Source organism: Alteromonas oceanisediminis (assembly GCF_018474025.1).
Taxonomy (GTDB): domain Bacteria; phylum Pseudomonadota; class Gammaproteobacteria; order Enterobacterales; family Alteromonadaceae; genus Alteromonas_E; species Alteromonas_E oceanisediminis.
This window is the reverse complement of sequence record NZ_JAHCTA010000009.1, coordinates 61,903-79,228: the sequence shown is the minus strand read 5'-3', so window position 1 is coordinate 79,228 and position 17,326 is coordinate 61,903. Positions and strand designations below refer to the sequence as shown.

Genomic DNA, 17,326 nt, shown 5'->3' with positions numbered 1-17,326 from the left:
GGCGCGCTGGCTCGGACCTGTGTTACTTATCCTTTGTGTTTTACTCGAACATAATTATGTGGATTTTCTTGACCTACCCATTTTGCAACTTAAGCTCTTTACGGCTCTGCCCAAAAGCCTTTCGGAGATGCGAGAACATAGATAGCTGAATAGTCTTCCCCTGCAATGATGAAGTAAAGAAGCCCTCTCTTTTTAGAAACTGAAAACTGGATCGAGTAGGATAGGTCTTCTTTACTGACCCCTATCACTTCAACTGCATCATATTGATAGTCACCCCACGACCATTTCGCACTGGTGCTGAAATCGTAGTTTTTCCTAATCATAAATTTAAAAGTATCAATATCGAGGCATTGATTTTTGTATCCTTCACACTGCAATACCTTCCCTCTTCCCTGAAAGGTGTCGCTTCCTACTTTAGTATGGATCTCTCCGTTGCTTAAAATGGAAATATCAGCTCTAGTTCTTTCAAACAATTCCTCTCCAAAATAGTCACCTATTCCAATATTTTTATTATTCTCGATACCGCTCATAGACCTGTTTTCTGAAAAAATTTGCATGTATTCAATCGTAGTATTCGAACTCACAGCACAACCATTGAGGATGCACAGGGTCAAAATTAGAAGAACTTTCACGTTATTCTCCATTTTTGAAAAGTTGTACGTAAAAAATGTCTGCATTGCTTTCCGCAGCTTCTCTTCCGCGCTTATCGAAAATTCTTGTATTCAACTCAGTCACATGACCCAACTCATGACCAACTACATATTTGAAAGCATCAGCTCTGAAGAATTTGCCGTGGCATTCATTAGGCAATGCTGATAGTCCCTCAACCGCCAGTTTACTGCAGCAAATTTATCCTGCCAAACAACATAATTCTGCAGTCGAACTAATTTTCGAGAGTACAGATAGTAGTATTTGCGGAAAGCGGAGTGATGAAAACACCGTTTCTGAGGTGAGGTTGGTGAAGGCAGATTAGGGCGGTTCAACACTGACGGTGGTAGCGTCCTTTCGAAATTTCAAAAAAACGCCTGCAATCCCGTTTGTGCTCTGCCGAGGATCAAGCCGTGCACATCATAGGTTCCTTCATAGGTGTTGACCGTTTCCAGATTAATCATGTGTCGCATGATGTGAAATTCGTCGGCGATGCCGTTGCCGCCGTGCATGTCGCGCGAGGCTCTTGCGATGTCCAACGCTTTGCCGCAGTTATTGCGTTTGACTAGCGAAATCATTGCAGGATCAAACTGACGAGAGTCGATCAGTTGGCCGACGCGCAGCGACGCCTGTAAACCCAACGTTATTTCGGTTTGCATATTGGCTAACTTGGTCTGAAACAACTGCGTCTGGGCAAGTGGTTTACCGAACTGGTGCCGGTCAAGGCCATACTGACGGGCTGCATGCCAGCAAAATTCAGCCGCTCCTAACGCGCCCCACGAAATGCCGTATCGTGCCATATTTAGGCAACTGAATGGTCCTTTGAGGCCGCGCACTTCCGGTAACATGTTTTCATCAGGAACAAAGACATTGTTCATCACAATCTCGCCGGTCATCGAGGCTTTGAGCGATAACTTACCCTGGATCTCTGGTGTGCTAAGCCCTTGCATGTCTCTTTCTAAGATAAAACCACAGATTTGTCCGTTCTGTGCATTGTTTTTAGCCCAAACAACAAACACATCGGCGATAGGAGAATTGGTGATCCACATTTTGCTGCCACGTAATCGATAGCCGCCGTCAACTTTTTCTGCACACGAACGCATGGCTGCGGGATCTGAGCCCGCATCGGGCTCCGTTAAACCGAAACACCCAATCCATTCGCCAGTAGCAAGCTTTGGTAGAAATTTTTCTTTTTGGGCATGTGACCCGAAAGCATTAATCGGATGCATAACCAGTGATGATTGCACGCTCATCGCACTGCGATAGCCACTATCCACCCGCTCCACCTCACGGGCGATCAATCCATAGCTGACGTAATTGACTCCCGCACAACCAAATCCATCAATCGTTGAACCGAGCAGCCCGGCTTCACCAAATGCGCGCATGATCTTCGGATTGAACTCGCCATGGCGGTTCGCCAACAACACATTCGGCATGAGTTCAGCTTGACAGAAATCGTGAGCACTGTCGCGCACCATGCGCTCGTCTTCATTGAGTTGCCCGTCTAGCAGTAGCAGGTCGTCCCAGATTGCGATAGGTTCAGACATAAAAATCTCTCACATAGCGTGGTCATCAGGCGCCAATCATACCAGTAAGGGAATACTTCGCCTATGGACGCAGATCAACAGAGAGTCAATGAGTGTCTTTATTGAGAGCAGTAACGTTTGCGAGAACAGACAACAAACCACGTAAATGAGATTAATCCGTGCGTTTTACGGTAACCACAGCAGCGTATTGAGAAAAAACTGAAAAGAAAAAGTTAGGGGATAAAAAATAAGGGAATAACAGTGATGGCCAAGCGGCCATCACTATGAAGCGCAATTAGAGCGTTTCTACGTTGGCTGCTTGAAGACCTTTTTGACCTTCTTCAACGTCGAACTGAACTTTTTGACCTTCTGGAAGTGTTTTGTAACCTTCTGCAACGATTGCGCGGAAGTGTACAAATACGTCTTTTCCACCGTTATCTTGTGTTAGAAAACCATAACCTTTGTCAGCGTTAAACCATTTAACGGTGCCTGTAACTTTAGACATGTAAAACCTCAAATAAATTGTTTCTGCGCAAAAAAGCGCGTGTTATATCTTCGATGAACTTGCTTATATGGAGGGTCAACACGTACGAAATGGAAAACGTCTTACAGCAAATCACTAAGTAACTTGAGAGGTTTAATATCACTTGCAGTTCTAACTCTATACACACGTCTATCAAAGACGCGTTTACTATACCACCAAATATTCAATAAGCTACAACAATTCGCGATCTAAACAGAAAAGATCATCAAAGCGTCACAATTGAACTCTGCATTCAATGCACATTACCACTTTGATTTTGCTTGAAAATACGCATAAACCCACGCGCTTACACCTAAAATGGCTAGTACGGCGGAAGGCCACCAATGTGTTGTGCTCAATGGCATCAGTGCCGATAGCACGAACATGGTTGCGCCGACCGATGTCATCAGCACCGCTTTATTCTGTTTGTGCTGAAGCTGTACTTGTTGCTCAAATTGACGTTGCTGCATTTCTGGCAGGCGACGCAACTGGTACAGGCTATCGTGAATGAGATCAGGCATTTCAGGGAGTTTTTCAGACCAAAACGGCAGGTTCTGTTTCACTTTTTTAAACATTGCCGTAAAACCTATTTGTTCCTTCATCCAATTCTCCAAAAATGGCTTGGCCGTTTTCCATAAATCTAACTGAGGATACAATTGGCGTCCCAATCCTTCGACATACAGCAAGGTTTTTTGCAGCAAAACAAGTTGAGGCTGCACCGTCATGTTAAAGCGCCGAGCGGTGCTAAACAGTTGCAATAACACATTGCCAAAAGAAATATCCGCCAATGGTTTTTGAAAAATGGGCTCACAGACCGTGCGGATGGCCATCTCGAATTCATCAATATTGGTATCACTGGGCACCCAGCCAGAATCAGCATGCAACTGCGCGACCTTGCGATAATCACGATTGAAAAAGGCGATAAAGTTTTCCGCCAGATAACGTTTATCCTCACGGTTAAGCGTGCCAACAATGCCAAAATCGATCGCTATGTACCTCGGATCTGCAGGGTTCTCTGTCGCGACAAATATATTGCCAGGATGCATGTCAGCGTGGAAAAAGCTGTCTCTGAAGACTTGGGTAAAAAAGACTTCTACGCCGCGTTCGGCAAGCACTTTAAAATCGGTATTCTGTGCGCGTAGTGCCTCGACATTGGCGATGGGTATACCGTAGATGCGCTCCATCACCAACACATTAGTGCGACAATGATCACTGTAAATATGCGGAACATACAAGGCAGGCGAACCATCGAAATTGCGTTTGAGCTGGATCCCATTCGCGGCTTCGCGGAGTAAATCCAGTTCATCTACAATGGTCTTGCGATATTCACCGACCACTTCAACCGGGCGTAAACGCTTGCCATCAGGCAACCACTTTTGCAACACGTGCGCGAAGCTCTGGAGCAAATCAATGTCAGCTTGAATGGTCTCAGCGATGTCCGGCCGAAGTACTTTTATCACTACAGCAGTCTCATCAAGGCGCAGCCGCGCACTGTGCACCTGAGCAATAGACGCTGACGCTAAAGGAATGGGATCGAACTCGCTGAATAGTTCTTCCAGATGACGTAAACCCAACGCGTCTTTGATGATCTGTTGGGCGAGATCCGTATCGAAAGGCGGGACTTTGTCTTGCAGGTAGGCGAGCTCGTCAGCGATATCGGGAGGCAATAGATCTCGCCGCGTAGACATCATCTGACCAAACTTGATGAACACGGGGCCAAGTGCCTGAAGCGCTAATCGAATTCGCTTTCCGGCGGGTTCTCCGGCGTGCTTGTTTCGCAGCCAAAACAAACAATGTCGCATGGCGCGCGCATACCATGGCATAAAACGCTTAGGGATCTGGTCATCTAAACCGTGCTCTAACAAAACTCGATTGATTTTATAAAGCCTAAACAGCCGCATCGTCCTAACGCCCATCCAATTGGGCTACACGCGCTGCCAGACGTTCAACAGCATTGCGCGTATCACTGACCTGATCGCTAAAATGCATCACTTGCAGTTTGTGCGCCGCAAGCTTTTTTTCATCAATCAAGGCCGTACCCAGCGTTTGTAGCGCGTTTTCATGTTGATTTTTGAGCACCTGCTTGGCTGTTTTGACACTACGCACCACGTGATGGGCAGCGACATCACCCACATACGTTGATAAAACCTCTTCCCAATCGATGCTTAGCTGTTGAAACAGCGCGCTGGCATGCTGAGCAATGTGAATATCACCCTCTAAATCGAGCTTGCCTTCGCGGATTAAGCGAGTAATTTGACGGCTATCTTGCAGCGTAGGCAAAATACTGAGCGCTAACTTCAGGCGACACTCCTGCCCGTTGTCACACGCGTTCGCGTGCTCCCAGGTAGACATATATTGGTGTAGCGACACCGTGTGTTCGAAGGCCAGTTCAATCGGCCAAGGCGATTCTTCCAACCAAATGATCAAGCGCTTTCCGTGCAGTTTGGCCATACGCTCGCGCGTTTGAGGATCAAGCGCTAAAGCGCGATTTATAACCGGCTCAACGGCGCCCAATACGAGTTGCGCGGTTGGCATTAAAACTTAAACCCACGATGCAGAGCCACAATGCCGCCGGTCAAGTTGAAATATTCGGTACGCTCAAAACCGGCATTATCCATCATGCCTTTTAATGTATCTTGATCGGGGTGCATGCGAATTGATTCAGCAAGATACTGATAGCTTTCAGCATCGTTCGCGACCAGCTCGCCCATGCGAGGTAGTACGTGGAATGAGTACATGTCATACACTTTACTCAACCAATCCTGCGTTGGTTTGGAAAACTCCAACACCAGTAATCGCCCGCCCGGCTTTAACACTCGATACATAGAGGCTAGCGCCGCATCTTTATCAGTGACATTACGTAACCCGAAAGCGATGGTGATGGCATCGAAATAGTTGTCTGGAAAGGGCAACGCTTCAGCGTTGGCTTGTACATAGTCAATATTGCCGAATATGCCTTGATTACGTAATTTATCTCGCCCGACTCTCAGCATAGACCGATTGATATCCGCCAAAACAACCTGACCAGAGTCGCCCACAAGCCGCGAAAACTTAGCGGCTAAATCACCGGTGCCGCCAGCCAGATCCAAAACGCGTTGACCGCTACGCACGCCGCTACAATCAATAGTGAAGCGCTTCCAGACACGGTGGATCCCCATAGACATCAGGTCATTCATGACATCATATTTTGCGGCCACGGAGTCAAACACGCCCGCCACCATGCTCGCTTTTTTATCGGCATCAACCTGCTTAAACCCGAAATGGGTTTGCTGACTATCGGTCGCGTTGCTGGGCGAGGTGGTGGATTGTTGCTCAGTCATTGCAATGCTGCCTTATGCGTGGAGTTGGCGTAACGAATTACCACAGAGTTTAGCGAAAACGTAATCTGAACGACAGGCTTAATTGATGTGATTGTCGCCGCAGCTGTAAGCAACAAGTTGACTGAGCCCTTGCAAACTCCAGCCACTTTGCGCCTGCCAATCTAAGAACGTTTGGTTAATTGCGTTCAAACTACGTTTAGACCGCGCTGAGCCCTCAATCAATTGATGTTGAGTAAAGTAATCCTCAACATCCTTACTCAGTAAAAACGTGTCTTTACCCAAAAAACGTAAAGCATAAGGCCCCGTGTTTCCCCCCAAGCGTGCGCCGTGTTTCTTCAGATAATCCCAGAGGCCGATAATGTCGTGCGCTGGCCATTGCGCAACAAATGACGCGAAACTGCCGTGTGAGCGCTGCACGTCAGCTATCATTAACGCGTTATCACGAATTGTTTTCACTTTGTTGTAGTTTCGGATGATGCGCGGATCTGCCGCTTTTCGTTCCAGCATTTCATCCGGCATCAACAATACTTTTTCAACATCAAAGCCAAAGAATAACGCTTCAAACTCAGGCCATTTTTGACGAACGACACGCCATACGAAACCCGACTGAAACACTTTTTTGGTAAATTCAGCTAAAAAGCGATCGTCGCCGATTTGGCTGATCGCCTCAGCATTCAATGGTTCGCCGATTAACGCCTTCAGTTGACGCTCTCCGCCTTTCCGCTCGATTGCGCGAGCTAAAATGCGCTCGAAGGGTTCAGGCGTGCTCACGCAGCAATCCCACTGTGGCGCAGCAATGCCGCGACATCAGGCTCTCTGCCACGAAAGGCAGTAAAGCACTCTATCGGTTTTCGGCTGCCCCCCATTTCTAGCACATGATGCAGAAAATCCGCCCCGGTCTTAGGGTTAAAGATACCCTCTTCCTCGAACCGGCTAAACGCATCTGCAGAAAGCACTTCCGCCCATTTATACGAATAATAACCGGCTGCGTAACCGCCTGCGAAAATGTGAGAAAAACTATGTTGGAACCGATTAAACGAGGGTGGCTGAACCACGGCGACCTGCGCACGCACGTCGTCTAAAACAGCCTGCACATCCACATTACCCTGACCTTGATGGATTGCCATATCAAATAAACTGAACTCCAGTTGACGCACCATTTGCATCGCTGACTGGAAATTCCTCGCACGCAGCATCTTATCCAATAAATCTTTGGGCAGCGACTCGCCGGTTTGATAGTGGCCTGAAATCAGCGCAAGCGCTTCTTTTTCCCAACACCAGTTTTCTAAAAACTGACTGGGCAGTTCAACAGCGTCCCATGCCACGCCATTGATGCCAGAGACACCTGCCACATCGATTTTAGTCAGCATGTGATGAATGCCGTGACCAAATTCGTGAAATAAGGTCACCACTTCGTTGTGGGTGAACAACGCCGGCTTATCGCCAACCGGCCCGTTAAAGTTACAGGTTAGGTATGCCACTGGTGTCTGAAGTCCGTTGGCAGTCACACGCCTTACCCGACAATCGGCCATCCAGGCGCCGCCGCGCTTGCCTTCGCGCGCATAGAGGTCAAAATAAAAACTGCCACGCACAGTGCCATCTTTATCAACGATGTCATAAAAGCTGACGTCATCATGCCAACAGTCAATACCGTCGCGAGGCGTGATACGCACCCCGAATAATCTTGATACTACGCTAAACAGGCCTGAAACAACCTTGTCTTCTGGGAAATAGGGCCGCAACTGCTCGTCAGAAATCGCATATCGCTGCTGCTTCAATTTTTCACTGTAAAAGCCGATATCCCACGCATTAAGCTTTTCCTCGCCATACTCTGCTTTGGCAAACGCTTTCACATCGGCAAGATCGCGCTCAGCCTGAGGTTTCGATTGGGTGGCTAAGTCATTTAAAAAATCAAGGACCTGCTGAGGCGTATCAGCCATTTTAGTCGCCAGCGAAAGCGCAGCGTAGTTTTCAAACCCAAGCAATTCAGCAGATTGCTGACGCAACGATAAAATATCTTGAATACGTTGCGAGTTATCAAACTCACCTGCATTTGGCCCTTGGTCTGACGCCCGCGTTGAAAACGCGCGGTACATTTCTTCGCGCAATGCCGGATTTTCAGAATACAGCATAACCGGCAGGTAACTGGGAATGTCGAGCGTAAACAACCAACCTTTTTTCGACTTGCGAGTGGCGGCCTGCTTGGCGGCAGCAATCGCAGACTCGGGTAAGCCAACCAATTCATCTTCGTGCTCAACTAATTTAGTCCATGCCATCGTTGCATCTAGCACACTGTTGCTGAAACTGGATGAGAGTTCAGATAAGGAGGCCTGAATTTCAGCATAACGTTGCTTGTTTTCTGTGCTCAGCCCAACACCGGATAATGTAAAATCTCTTACCGTGTTATCAACATTTGCCTTCTGTGCTGCCGACAATGTTTGATACTCGTCGCTTTGCTGCAGCGTTATAAAGGCTTTGTACAGCCCTTCATGCTGCCCCACCCAAGTGCCGTACTCTGAAATTAGTGGCAAGCAAGCGTCGTGCGCCGTTCTCAGCTCATCGCTACTGACAACTGAATTCATATGAGAAATTGGCGACCAGTAACGATTCAGGCGATCATCCTGAGCTTCCAGTCGCTCGACCAATGACGCGTAGCTGAAGTCACCATGGCTGACTACCGTTTCAATCAGTTGCTTCGCCTCTTTGATCAACTGTTCGACAGCAGGCTTAATGTCTTTCGGTTTAATGCTTGAAAATTGAGGTAGTGGCTGTTGTTGCTCTTCAATGGTGGATTGCACGTAATAGAACTCGCTTGCGTTATGCACGGTAGCAATATTTTGAGGACGATCAACTAAAATACAAGGGGTAACGACTGCTGCAATAGCGCCATTCAATCGTTCCCAAGCAAAAATGTCGCAACTGTCACACTTGTCACTTATGCAAAACCTAGTATACTGCTCTGCGTGCTGGGGCAATCAGGAGATAGCATTGAGTGATTCGGAAGTTCGATCATTAACCACAGGTGAAATAGCAAAATATTGTGGCGTTAATCTACGTACCGTGATCCGGTGGTTAGATGCTGGAAAATTAAAAGGGTACAAGCTGCCGGGGCGAGGTAATAACCGGGTTTTACTGCCAGATTTCATTCGTTTTTTAAAAGCACACGATTTGCCTATCCCGCCAGAGTTGAACAAATCTGAAAACCCGTTAGTGTTAATTGTAGACGATGAACTTTCGATGGCAAAAGCGATACAACGAGTTGCGCGCAAAGCCGGTTTACGTACATTGATTGCAACGGGCGGTTTTCAGGCAGGTCTGATGCTTAGTATGCACAAACCGGACATTATGACTCTGGATCTCAGCATGCCGGGATTGAACGGGTTCGATGTTATACGGCACACACGTCAACAGGACTCATTACAACATGTCAACATTCTGGTGATCTCTGCGTTAGCGCAAGACAAGCTTGATGAGGCACTTTCGTTGGGGGCAACAAAAATCTACACGAAACCTTTTGATCAGGCTCAGTTACTCACTGAGTTTGAGAACGCGACGCGTTAAAGCCACGACTATGTACTATTTTGTGCAGAAATTAATGGCGTTTTCACTGGCGGCGGTAGTATCGGTATCGGTGGCCCATGCACAATCGCTTACGTTTGCTGTGGTGCCTCAGCAGTCAGCACACAAGTTAGCGGAAACATGGCCGCCGCTGCTCGCAGAGATTAGCCGCTCAATCGGCACCCCGATCCAATTTATCACCGCAAAAGATATTCCAACATTTGAACGACGTCTCGCCCTCGGGCACTACGATATCGCCTATATGAACCCATACCATTATGTCGTGTTCAGTCATCAAAGCGGCTATCGCGCGTTGGCAAAGCAGAAAAATAAGCTTATCGAAGGGATTGTCGTGGTGCATAAAGACAGTCACATCGACACGCTTGCTGCACTCAATAACAGAATGCTCGCGTTCCCCGCCCCAGCCTCATTTGCAGCCACGATCATCGTTCAGGCCAAATTGAAGCATGAGGGTATTGCCATTCGTCCCCGCTATGTGTCTTCACACGATTCTGTTTACCTGAACGTTGCGCGTCAGTTTATGCCCGCTGGAGGCGGCGTGGCGCGCACACTCAATGCGGCGCCTGACGGTGTCAAAAATTCGCTGAAAGTGCTGTGGCGCAGCCCACCTTACACCTCTCACGCCATAGCAACGCACCCAGCAATATCAAACCCCACACGTAAGCGGTTACTTGAGGCAATGCTAGCCATCAGTGAAAATCCCGAACAACGACAATTACTTAGCCAAATCCATTTTTCTGGATTTGAAGCAGCTGACGACGCTGAATGGGACGATATACGCGCACTGGACATCCAACACGCGACAGGCGAATTTGTCGAATGAGGCTGTCACTGCGGACCAAAACGATTGTCGGCGTTGCACTAATAGAATTAATACTTCTGGTTATTCTCATCGTGACGGCGATTGGTTTTATGACACAAATCATTGATGACACGCTGACAAAGCGCGCCAAAACGACCGCTGAACTCTTCGCAACCACCACCAAAGACGCCGTATTGTCGTATGACTTAGCCAGTTTAGACGCATTCACCAGCGATTTAATGTCGCACCCCGACATCGCGTATGTAAGGGTGATTGGGCAAAATGGCGCGTTGTTCGCTTCAGGCGGCGATCCTGCGCTGGTGAATCGAACGTTTGTTGAAGATAGTCAACTGGCCGACGTCACTGATGGCATATTTGATACGGCAGCCGCTATTTTCGAAGATGAATTCGTTTTTGGGCGAGTTGAAGTCGGGTTAGGCATTCAATCAACACAGCAAGCCATTGCCACCGTGCGCAGGTGGTCACTGTCGATTGCGTTGGTTGAACTGGTGTTGGTCGCAGCTTTTTCGTTTATTCTGGGTTCGTATTTAACCCGACAACTGAAAGCACTCACCGCAGGTTCACGCCGCGTAAGAACTGCGCTGCAACGTGGCAATTTCAAAGACTCAACGATACAGGTTGATGTCAAAAGTGATGATGAGTTATCTGACCTTGCCAAATCTTTCAATCGCCTTGTTACTGCGCTCCAGCATGAGCTGGCTGTCAATGCGCAGCAGCGGCGCGATTTGACGTCAATGAATCTCGAACTCGAAGGTAAGGTGCGCAGGCGCACGCAAGCGCTCAGTGATAAAAACGCTGAACTGTCACAAGCAAACCAACACATGAAGGAAACTCAGCAACAGTTACTTCAAGCGGAGAAGCTAGCTTCTGTTGGCCAATTAGCCGCAGGCGTTGCTCACGAAATTAATAATCCGGTTGGGTTTATTGCCAGTAACTTATCCACATTAAAAGATTACGTGAGTGCCTATCAGTTGCTCATTCATCACGCTCAGTTACTGGCTAACTGTGACGACGATGCAGCCTTCGATACGACGCTAGCAGAACTGCGGCACATCATTGAAAGGGAAGATATCGAGTTTATTGATCAAGACGTTCACGCGTTGCTGAATGAGTCTTCAGAAGGGCTAAGACGCGTCTCAGAAATCGTGAATGGCCTGAAATTGTTTTCGAGAATGGATTCGCAAGAACGTCAGCTTTTTGATATTAACGCCTGCTTGAAGACCACCCTGAATATGGTCAATAACGAGCTTAAATATCACTGCGAAATTGACACGCAGTTCAGCGATCTGCCCCATTTACTCATCAATGTCGGCCAGTTAAATCAAGTGTTTACCAATATTCTGATCAATGCGGGGCACGCCATCAAAGCCACCGGCAAATTTGGCCAAATTACAATCAATACGGCCACACGGGGGCAGAATGTGGTGGTTGCCATTTGTGATAATGGTACCGGCATTCCTGAGGAGATCAGGCGTGACATTTTTAATCCTTTTTTCACTACCAAAGCAGAAGGCAGCGGTACGGGGCTGGGGCTGTCTATTTCCATCGGCATTGTTACCGAGCACGGAGGTACTTTGACCGTCGACAGCACGCTGGGTAAAGGCAGTTGTTTCTCAGTGTGCCTACCGATCTCTCGCGAAGAGGAAGCACACAAATGACGAAGTCGACTGAGACGCCAAAACCCACGGTTTTATTCGTTGACGACGAGGTTAATATTCTTCATGCGGTAAAACGCGCTTTGCACAAGGTCGACATCGAACTCTTGCTGACAAGCGATGCGATAGAGGCGCTCGATATCCTTAAAAGCCGACACGTCGACGTGATTATTTCCGATATGAAAATGCCGAGCATGACTGGTGCGGCGTTACTAGGCAAAGCCGCAGAAATACAGCCACATTCGTTTCGGGTTATTTTGAGTGGTCACGCTGATGCAGATGCCATGTTGTCGGCGATTAACTTGGGTAAAGTGCATCGATATCTGCATAAGCCATGGGACAATGGCATCTTACTTGACGTTATCAGTGAAGGGGTTGAGCGCACCACATTGCGCCGTGAAAATGCCCGGCTGCTGGCACTCACCCAAGCGCAAAATCAGAAGCTAAGAGACAACAACGCTGAGCTTGAAAAGAAAGTTTCTCTGCGTACCAAGCAAATTAAACAAGCGCTTACCAATATTGACAGTCACAACAAAGCGCTTGGCAAAGTACTTTACAACGTGATCGTCAAGCACCCACATATCGATGGAAAATTTGCACGACAAGTGAGTGAGAGCGCACAGCAACTTGCCACCGCTTTAGGATTGAGTGAGTCGGAGCGTCATGACATAGGGTTTGCGGGCCTGATTTGTGAACTCGGGTTGGTCGGTCTCACCCCTGATATTCTCCTGAAACCGTTCAACGAGCTAAATTACGAGCAACAACAGCTGTTTTTAAGCCAGGCGGATTTGGCGCGATTGATACTCGCACCGGTTAGCGACTGGGAATCCAAAATACATTTGATTGCGCACCAGTTTGACCGTGTCAATCAAACCCCTGAACCCCCAGCCGGTGCTCGCATCATTTCAATTTGTCGCGATTACTGGCGTTACCGGCTGGGTCGTATCACTGCTCAGCCGCTCACGGCACTTGACGCACGCAACGAGTTAACTAAATATGCCGGCGTGCGTTACGACAGCCATTTTTTAAAGACCTTCATCCAATTGGATATCAGAACGCTCGAACAAACCCATCAGGGAAGAATGCGTTCGCAGGATTTAGCGCCGGGCATGGTGCTTAAATTTAACCTGTTCAACGAACAGCATATTCTGTTGCTACCTGAGGGGCACGTATTCACCGAATCCAGTATACAAAAGCTCAAACAATTTGAACGCGGGCACGGCACCGAATTTACGCTCGATATTCAGCTTAAAAAGACGCAGTCACCGAGTGATCAGGAAAACGAAGGTACGTAGAGCCTGCCCTAAAGGCTGTGAGTTTTTTTGTTTGAAAGTTTTTTCTGTGTAAAGCTATCTGCTATCGCAGTATGTACGTTTAAGGAATCAACAAAGATGACAGAGTTTGACTATATTTGTATCGGGGGCGGTAGCGGTGGTATCGCCTCAGCCAATCGAGCGGCGCGTTACGGGCAAAAGGTTGCGCTGATCGAAGCCAAAGCGATTGGTGGTACCTGTGTCAACGTGGGCTGTGTCCCGAAAAAAGCGATGTGGTATGGCGCGCAAGTGGCTGAGGCCATTAATACGTATTCGGCCGACTACGGTTTCGATGTGACGCTTAACCAGTTTAGTTGGCAAAAGCTTATCGAAAGTCGAGATGCTTATATTAAACGTATTCATGGATCGTATGATCGCGTCCTCTCGAACGCTGGCATCACCCGCATTGAAGGCTTTGCCACATTTGTGGATAACCACACGGTTGAAGTTAACGGTGAACGTTACACTGCGAAGCATATTTTGATCGCAACAGGCGGCCACCCCAATATTGATGATGTTCCCGGTGCCGAATACGGCATTGATTCAGACGGCTTTTTTGCGTTAACGGAACAACCCAAACGTATTGTAGTCGCAGGCGCTGGTTATATTGCGGTTGAGCTGGCTGGCGTTATGCACAGTCTAGGCAGTGAAACCCATTTATTGGTACGTAAAAATGCACCACTGCGAAGTTTTGACCCCATGATTACGGAAACGCTCACTGAACTCATTCAGCAAGATGGCCCGACGTTGCATACCCATCGCGTGATCAAGGCCGTTGAGAAAAATGCCGATGAAAGTCTGACGGTAATCCTTACAGACGGAGAAAAAATTGAAACCGACTGCTTAATCTGGGCTATTGGTAGAAGTCCGGCAAACCATGGGATTGGTTTGGAAAATACCGCGGTTACGCTGGACGATAAAGGCTATATCGAAGTCGATAAATATCAGAACACCAAAGCAGAAGGCATTTATGCCGTTGGCGATTGTGTGGGTAACATCGAACTGACGCCAGTGGCGGTTAAGGCCGGTCGACTATTGTCTGAAAGATTATTTAACAACAAGCCTGAAGCACATATGGACTACAGTTTGGTGCCGACAGTCGTGTTTAGCCACCCGCCAATTGGCACGATTGGTTTAACCGAACCACAGGCAATAGAGCAATACGGTGAAGACGGCATCAAAGTCTACAATTCAAGCTTTGCGGCGATGTATACTGCAGTGACATCGCACCGTCAGGTAACGAAGATGAAGCTGATTTGCGCAGGGCCGGATGAGAAGGTGGTAGGTCTGCACGGGATTGGTTATGCGATGGATGAGATCCTGCAAGGGTTTGGTGTCGCCATCAAAATGGGCGCAACTAAAGCGGACTTCGATGCCTGCGTTGCTATTCACCCCACCAGCGCTGAAGAGTTTGTCACTATGTAATCAGCTAATGCCCTACTGCATATTGCGTAGGGCAAATACTAGCGCGTTGTGAGACAAGATATTCATCCAAACCGTGAACCTGCTCCGCACTGAGCCGAAGACCCAGTTTGGAACGTCGCCACAGGATTGCCTCGGAATCTCCTGCCCACTCTGAGTGAACCAGATAGTCTACTTCGGCCTGATAAAGCCCCGCACCAAAATGAGTGCCTAGATCATTTAACGATGAGCTTCCATATAAAAATCTCTCACAAAGCGTGCCGTAACTTCGCACATAGCGACGCACCAAGGTAGGCGTTAAAAAAGGATATTTTGCGTGCAGGTGCACTGCATAGGTTTCTTTATCAGAAAAATCGCCACCTGGTAATGGCGCGGTTTTCGTCCATGCCTTAGCGCTTATTTTAAGGGTATCGCACAGTTCATCGACGGCCTGCTCAGCCAACTTACGATAAGTGGTAATTTTGCCACCAAATACATTCAGCATAATGGCATCGCCTTTGCCACCGCTGATTTTAATTTGGTAATCGCGACTCAGCTCCTGTGCAGACGCATTGCCTTCGTCAAGCAGCGGCCTAACGCCTGAGTAATGGTGAACAACATCCTCACGGCTTAGCGGCCGCTTGAAATAGTCGTTGGCGATGGTCAAAATATACGCTATTTCAGCCTCGCTGATCGACACCTCAGCGGGGTCACCTTGATAGTCTTCGTCCGTGGTGCCCACCAGCGTAAAGTCGTCCTCATAAGGAATAGCAAATACAATCCGGCCATCCTTGTTCTGCAAAATATACGCTTCACCCGAATCGTACATTCGGTTCACGATAATGTGGCTCCCCTTGACCAAGCGCATTGATTTTTTCTTAGGGCTTTGCACCACGTCGTTGATAAATTGCGCGGCCCATGGCCCGGCCGCATTGACGATGGCTTTAGTGCGAACAGTGACGGTGTCGCCATTTGCTTGTTGTAAAGTAACCAGCCAATGATCGCCCTGTTTTTGCGCTGTTGTGCATCGAGTGTGAGTCAGTATAGTGGCACCTAGGTGCTGAGCCTGTAAAGCATTAAGAACGACTAGACGCGCGTCGTCTACCCAGCCATCTGAATACTCAAAGCAGGTGGATATCGAGGCATTTAAGGGGCTGCTCGAATCTGTCTGCACGCGGCGAGAGCCAGGCAACATTTCACGTTTAGCCAAATTGTCGTAAAGAAATAGCCCTATACGGATCATCCATGCCGGGCGCAGATGTTTTTGATGAGGAAGACGAAAGCGTAGTGGCCACATGATGTGAGGGGCTTTTGTCAATAAAATTTCGCGCTCTGCCAATGCATCTCGCACCAGTTTAAATTCATAGTGCTCCAAATAACGCAGTCCACCGTGAATAAGCTTGCTGCTGCGCGAAGATGTCGCTCCTGCTAGGTCCCCCTGTTCACAGAGCAATACCGACAAACCTCGCCCTGCCGCATCTGCCGCAATACCGACACCATTGATACCACCGCCAACAACAACAACGTCTACGGATTCGGTTATCGTAGTCTGGTTTGACATGCCCTATCCCCTGCCTTAATCGTTTTAGGCCAATAATGTAGCTAAAAATTCGATCAAACGCAAATTTATGAACACAAATGAAATTCTAGTTTTCGTTTTTGTTCGATTTTGTCACGATGGTCAATTGTAAGTCATGGGTATCGATAATCGTCTGCAAGCTTTTCGGAGGCGACTCGTCGGTCACGAGATGATCCACTTGGCTGAGGTGGCCTTGTTCAACCATTGCATGTCGTCCAAATTTAGCCGCATCTGCGGCTAGAATAACGTGGCGTGAGTGCTTGAGAATAGCCTGCGAGACTTTGACCTCGCGAAAATCGAAATCCAACAAAGCACCGTCTTCGCTGATACCACTGATCCCAATGACACCATAATCCATGCGGAACTGATTAATAAAATCACAGGTTGCTTCGCCAATAATGCCGCCATCACGAAAACGTACCTCTCCAGCAGCAATAATGACACTGAAATCCTCTTTGCCACTCAGGATCGTGGCAACATGAATATTATTAGTCACAATACGCAAATTGCTGTGGCCCAACAGCTTTTCTGCAATGACTTCAGCGGTAGTTCCGATATTAATGAACAGCGATGAGCCGTCAGGGATCATAGCGGCTACTGCTTCGGCAATTCGCTCTTTTGCGATAAGATTTTCCGCTTTCCGCTGCTGATAGGGCGTATTCTGCGCGCCGCTGCCTGAGCCTATCTGCCCGGCTCCCCCATGCACTCGATGCAGTAAACCTTTTTCAGCCATGATATTTAAATCGCGGCGAACGGTTTGTGGGGTCACTTTAAAATGTTCAACCAACGCATCAATTGATAGGTACTGACGGGCGATCAGCAACTTTTCTATCTCAGCGTGGCGTTGTGTTTGATTCATGCTATCTCAGGTTTCCTGCGTGATGGGGTTGAAACCAACTTGCGAAACTATCGCAAGTAAACCGTGGCTTCGCAAGCGTGCGATGGCTAGCGTCAATGGA

The 17,326-nt window shown here is 48.0% G+C and carries 15 protein-coding genes; 5 read left to right on the top strand and 10 right to left on the bottom strand.

Annotated elements, in window-relative coordinates; translation table 11 throughout:
- Positions 1-98 precede the first annotated feature (98 nt).
- The 8 genes from KIU71_RS15055 to prlC form a co-directional block, all read right to left on the bottom strand.
- Positions 99-632 (bottom strand): hypothetical protein, encoded by a 534-nt coding sequence (locus tag KIU71_RS15055; RefSeq protein WP_214132124.1) that lies wholly within the window; start codon positions 630-632, stop codon positions 99-101.
- A 381-nt stretch (positions 633-1,013) separates the two neighbouring features.
- Complete coding sequence (locus tag KIU71_RS15050) at positions 1,014-2,195, bottom strand: acyl-CoA dehydrogenase (RefSeq protein ID WP_214132123.1); 1,182 nt, start codon at positions 2,193-2,195, stop codon at positions 1,014-1,016.
- A 274-nt stretch (positions 2,196-2,469) separates the two neighbouring features.
- On the bottom strand, positions 2,470-2,679 hold the full coding sequence (gene cspE / locus KIU71_RS15045; RefSeq protein ID WP_214132122.1) for a transcription antiterminator/RNA stability regulator CspE: 210 nt from the start codon (positions 2,677-2,679) through the stop codon (positions 2,470-2,472).
- 281 nt (positions 2,680-2,960) lie between these two features.
- Positions 2,961-4,598 carry a ubiquinone biosynthesis regulatory protein kinase UbiB gene (gene ubiB, locus KIU71_RS15040; protein ID WP_214132121.1) on the bottom strand — a complete coding sequence of 546 codons (1,638 nt, stop codon included), beginning with the start codon at positions 4,596-4,598 and terminating at the stop codon, positions 2,961-2,963.
- Between the two features lie 4 nt (positions 4,599-4,602).
- Positions 4,603-5,232, bottom strand: a complete 630-nt coding sequence (locus tag KIU71_RS15035; RefSeq protein ID WP_214132120.1) for a ubiquinone biosynthesis accessory factor UbiJ — start codon at positions 5,230-5,232, stop codon at positions 4,603-4,605.
- Positions 5,232-6,017, bottom strand: a complete 786-nt coding sequence (gene ubiE, locus KIU71_RS15030; RefSeq protein WP_214132119.1) for a bifunctional demethylmenaquinone methyltransferase/2-methoxy-6-polyprenyl-1,4-benzoquinol methylase UbiE — start codon at positions 6,015-6,017, stop codon at positions 5,232-5,234. The genes KIU71_RS15035 and ubiE overlap by 1 nt, the downstream gene beginning before the upstream one ends.
- A 78-nt stretch (positions 6,018-6,095) precedes the next feature.
- A complete protein-coding gene (locus tag KIU71_RS15025; RefSeq protein WP_214132118.1) occupies positions 6,096-6,788 on the bottom strand; it encodes a DNA-3-methyladenine glycosylase I in 693 nt (230 codons plus the stop codon).
- Positions 6,785-8,815: an oligopeptidase A gene (gene prlC, locus KIU71_RS15020; RefSeq protein WP_214132178.1), complete on the bottom strand. Its 2,031-nt coding sequence runs from the start codon at positions 8,813-8,815 to the stop codon at positions 6,785-6,787. Before prlC ends, KIU71_RS15025 begins: the two co-directional genes overlap by 4 nt.
- Before the next feature lie 190 nt (positions 8,816-9,005).
- On the opposite strand from prlC, the gene KIU71_RS15015 reads away from it, so the two are divergent.
- The 5 genes from KIU71_RS15015 (at position 9,006) to gorA (ending at position 14,812) form a co-directional block, all read left to right on the top strand.
- The gene (locus KIU71_RS15015) at positions 9,006-9,578 is read left to right on the top strand and encodes a response regulator (RefSeq protein WP_250207546.1); all 573 of its coding nucleotides are present in this window, start codon (positions 9,006-9,008) and stop codon (positions 9,576-9,578) included.
- A gap of 10 nt (positions 9,579-9,588) precedes the next feature.
- Positions 9,589-10,419 carry a phosphate/phosphite/phosphonate ABC transporter substrate-binding protein gene (locus tag KIU71_RS15010; protein WP_250207545.1) on the top strand — a complete coding sequence of 277 codons (831 nt, stop codon included), beginning with the start codon at positions 9,589-9,591 and terminating at the stop codon, positions 10,417-10,419.
- A complete protein-coding gene (locus tag KIU71_RS15005; protein WP_250207544.1) occupies positions 10,416-12,077 on the top strand; it encodes a sensor histidine kinase in 1,662 nt (553 codons plus the stop codon). The genes KIU71_RS15010 and KIU71_RS15005 overlap by 4 nt, the downstream gene beginning before the upstream one ends.
- Entirely contained in the window at positions 12,074-13,369 is a 1,296-nt protein-coding gene (locus KIU71_RS15000; RefSeq protein WP_214132116.1) for a response regulator, read from the top strand. Before KIU71_RS15005 ends, KIU71_RS15000 begins: the two co-directional genes overlap by 4 nt.
- A 96-nt stretch (positions 13,370-13,465) precedes the next feature.
- A complete protein-coding gene (gene gorA, locus KIU71_RS14995; protein ID WP_214132115.1) occupies positions 13,466-14,812 on the top strand; it encodes a glutathione-disulfide reductase in 1,347 nt (448 codons plus the stop codon).
- Positions 14,813-14,816: 4 nt separating this feature from the next.
- Here gorA and glpD read toward each other — a convergent pair whose 3' ends face one another.
- Together glpD and KIU71_RS14985 are read right to left on the bottom strand one after the other, a co-directional pair.
- Complete coding sequence (gene glpD, locus KIU71_RS14990; protein WP_214132114.1) at positions 14,817-16,349, bottom strand: glycerol-3-phosphate dehydrogenase; 1,533 nt, start codon at positions 16,347-16,349, stop codon at positions 14,817-14,819.
- Between the two features lie 85 nt (positions 16,350-16,434).
- Positions 16,435-17,226 (bottom strand): DeoR family transcriptional regulator, encoded by a 792-nt coding sequence (locus KIU71_RS14985; RefSeq protein ID WP_214132113.1) that lies wholly within the window; start codon positions 17,224-17,226, stop codon positions 16,435-16,437.
- Positions 17,227-17,326: the final 100 nt, after the last annotated feature.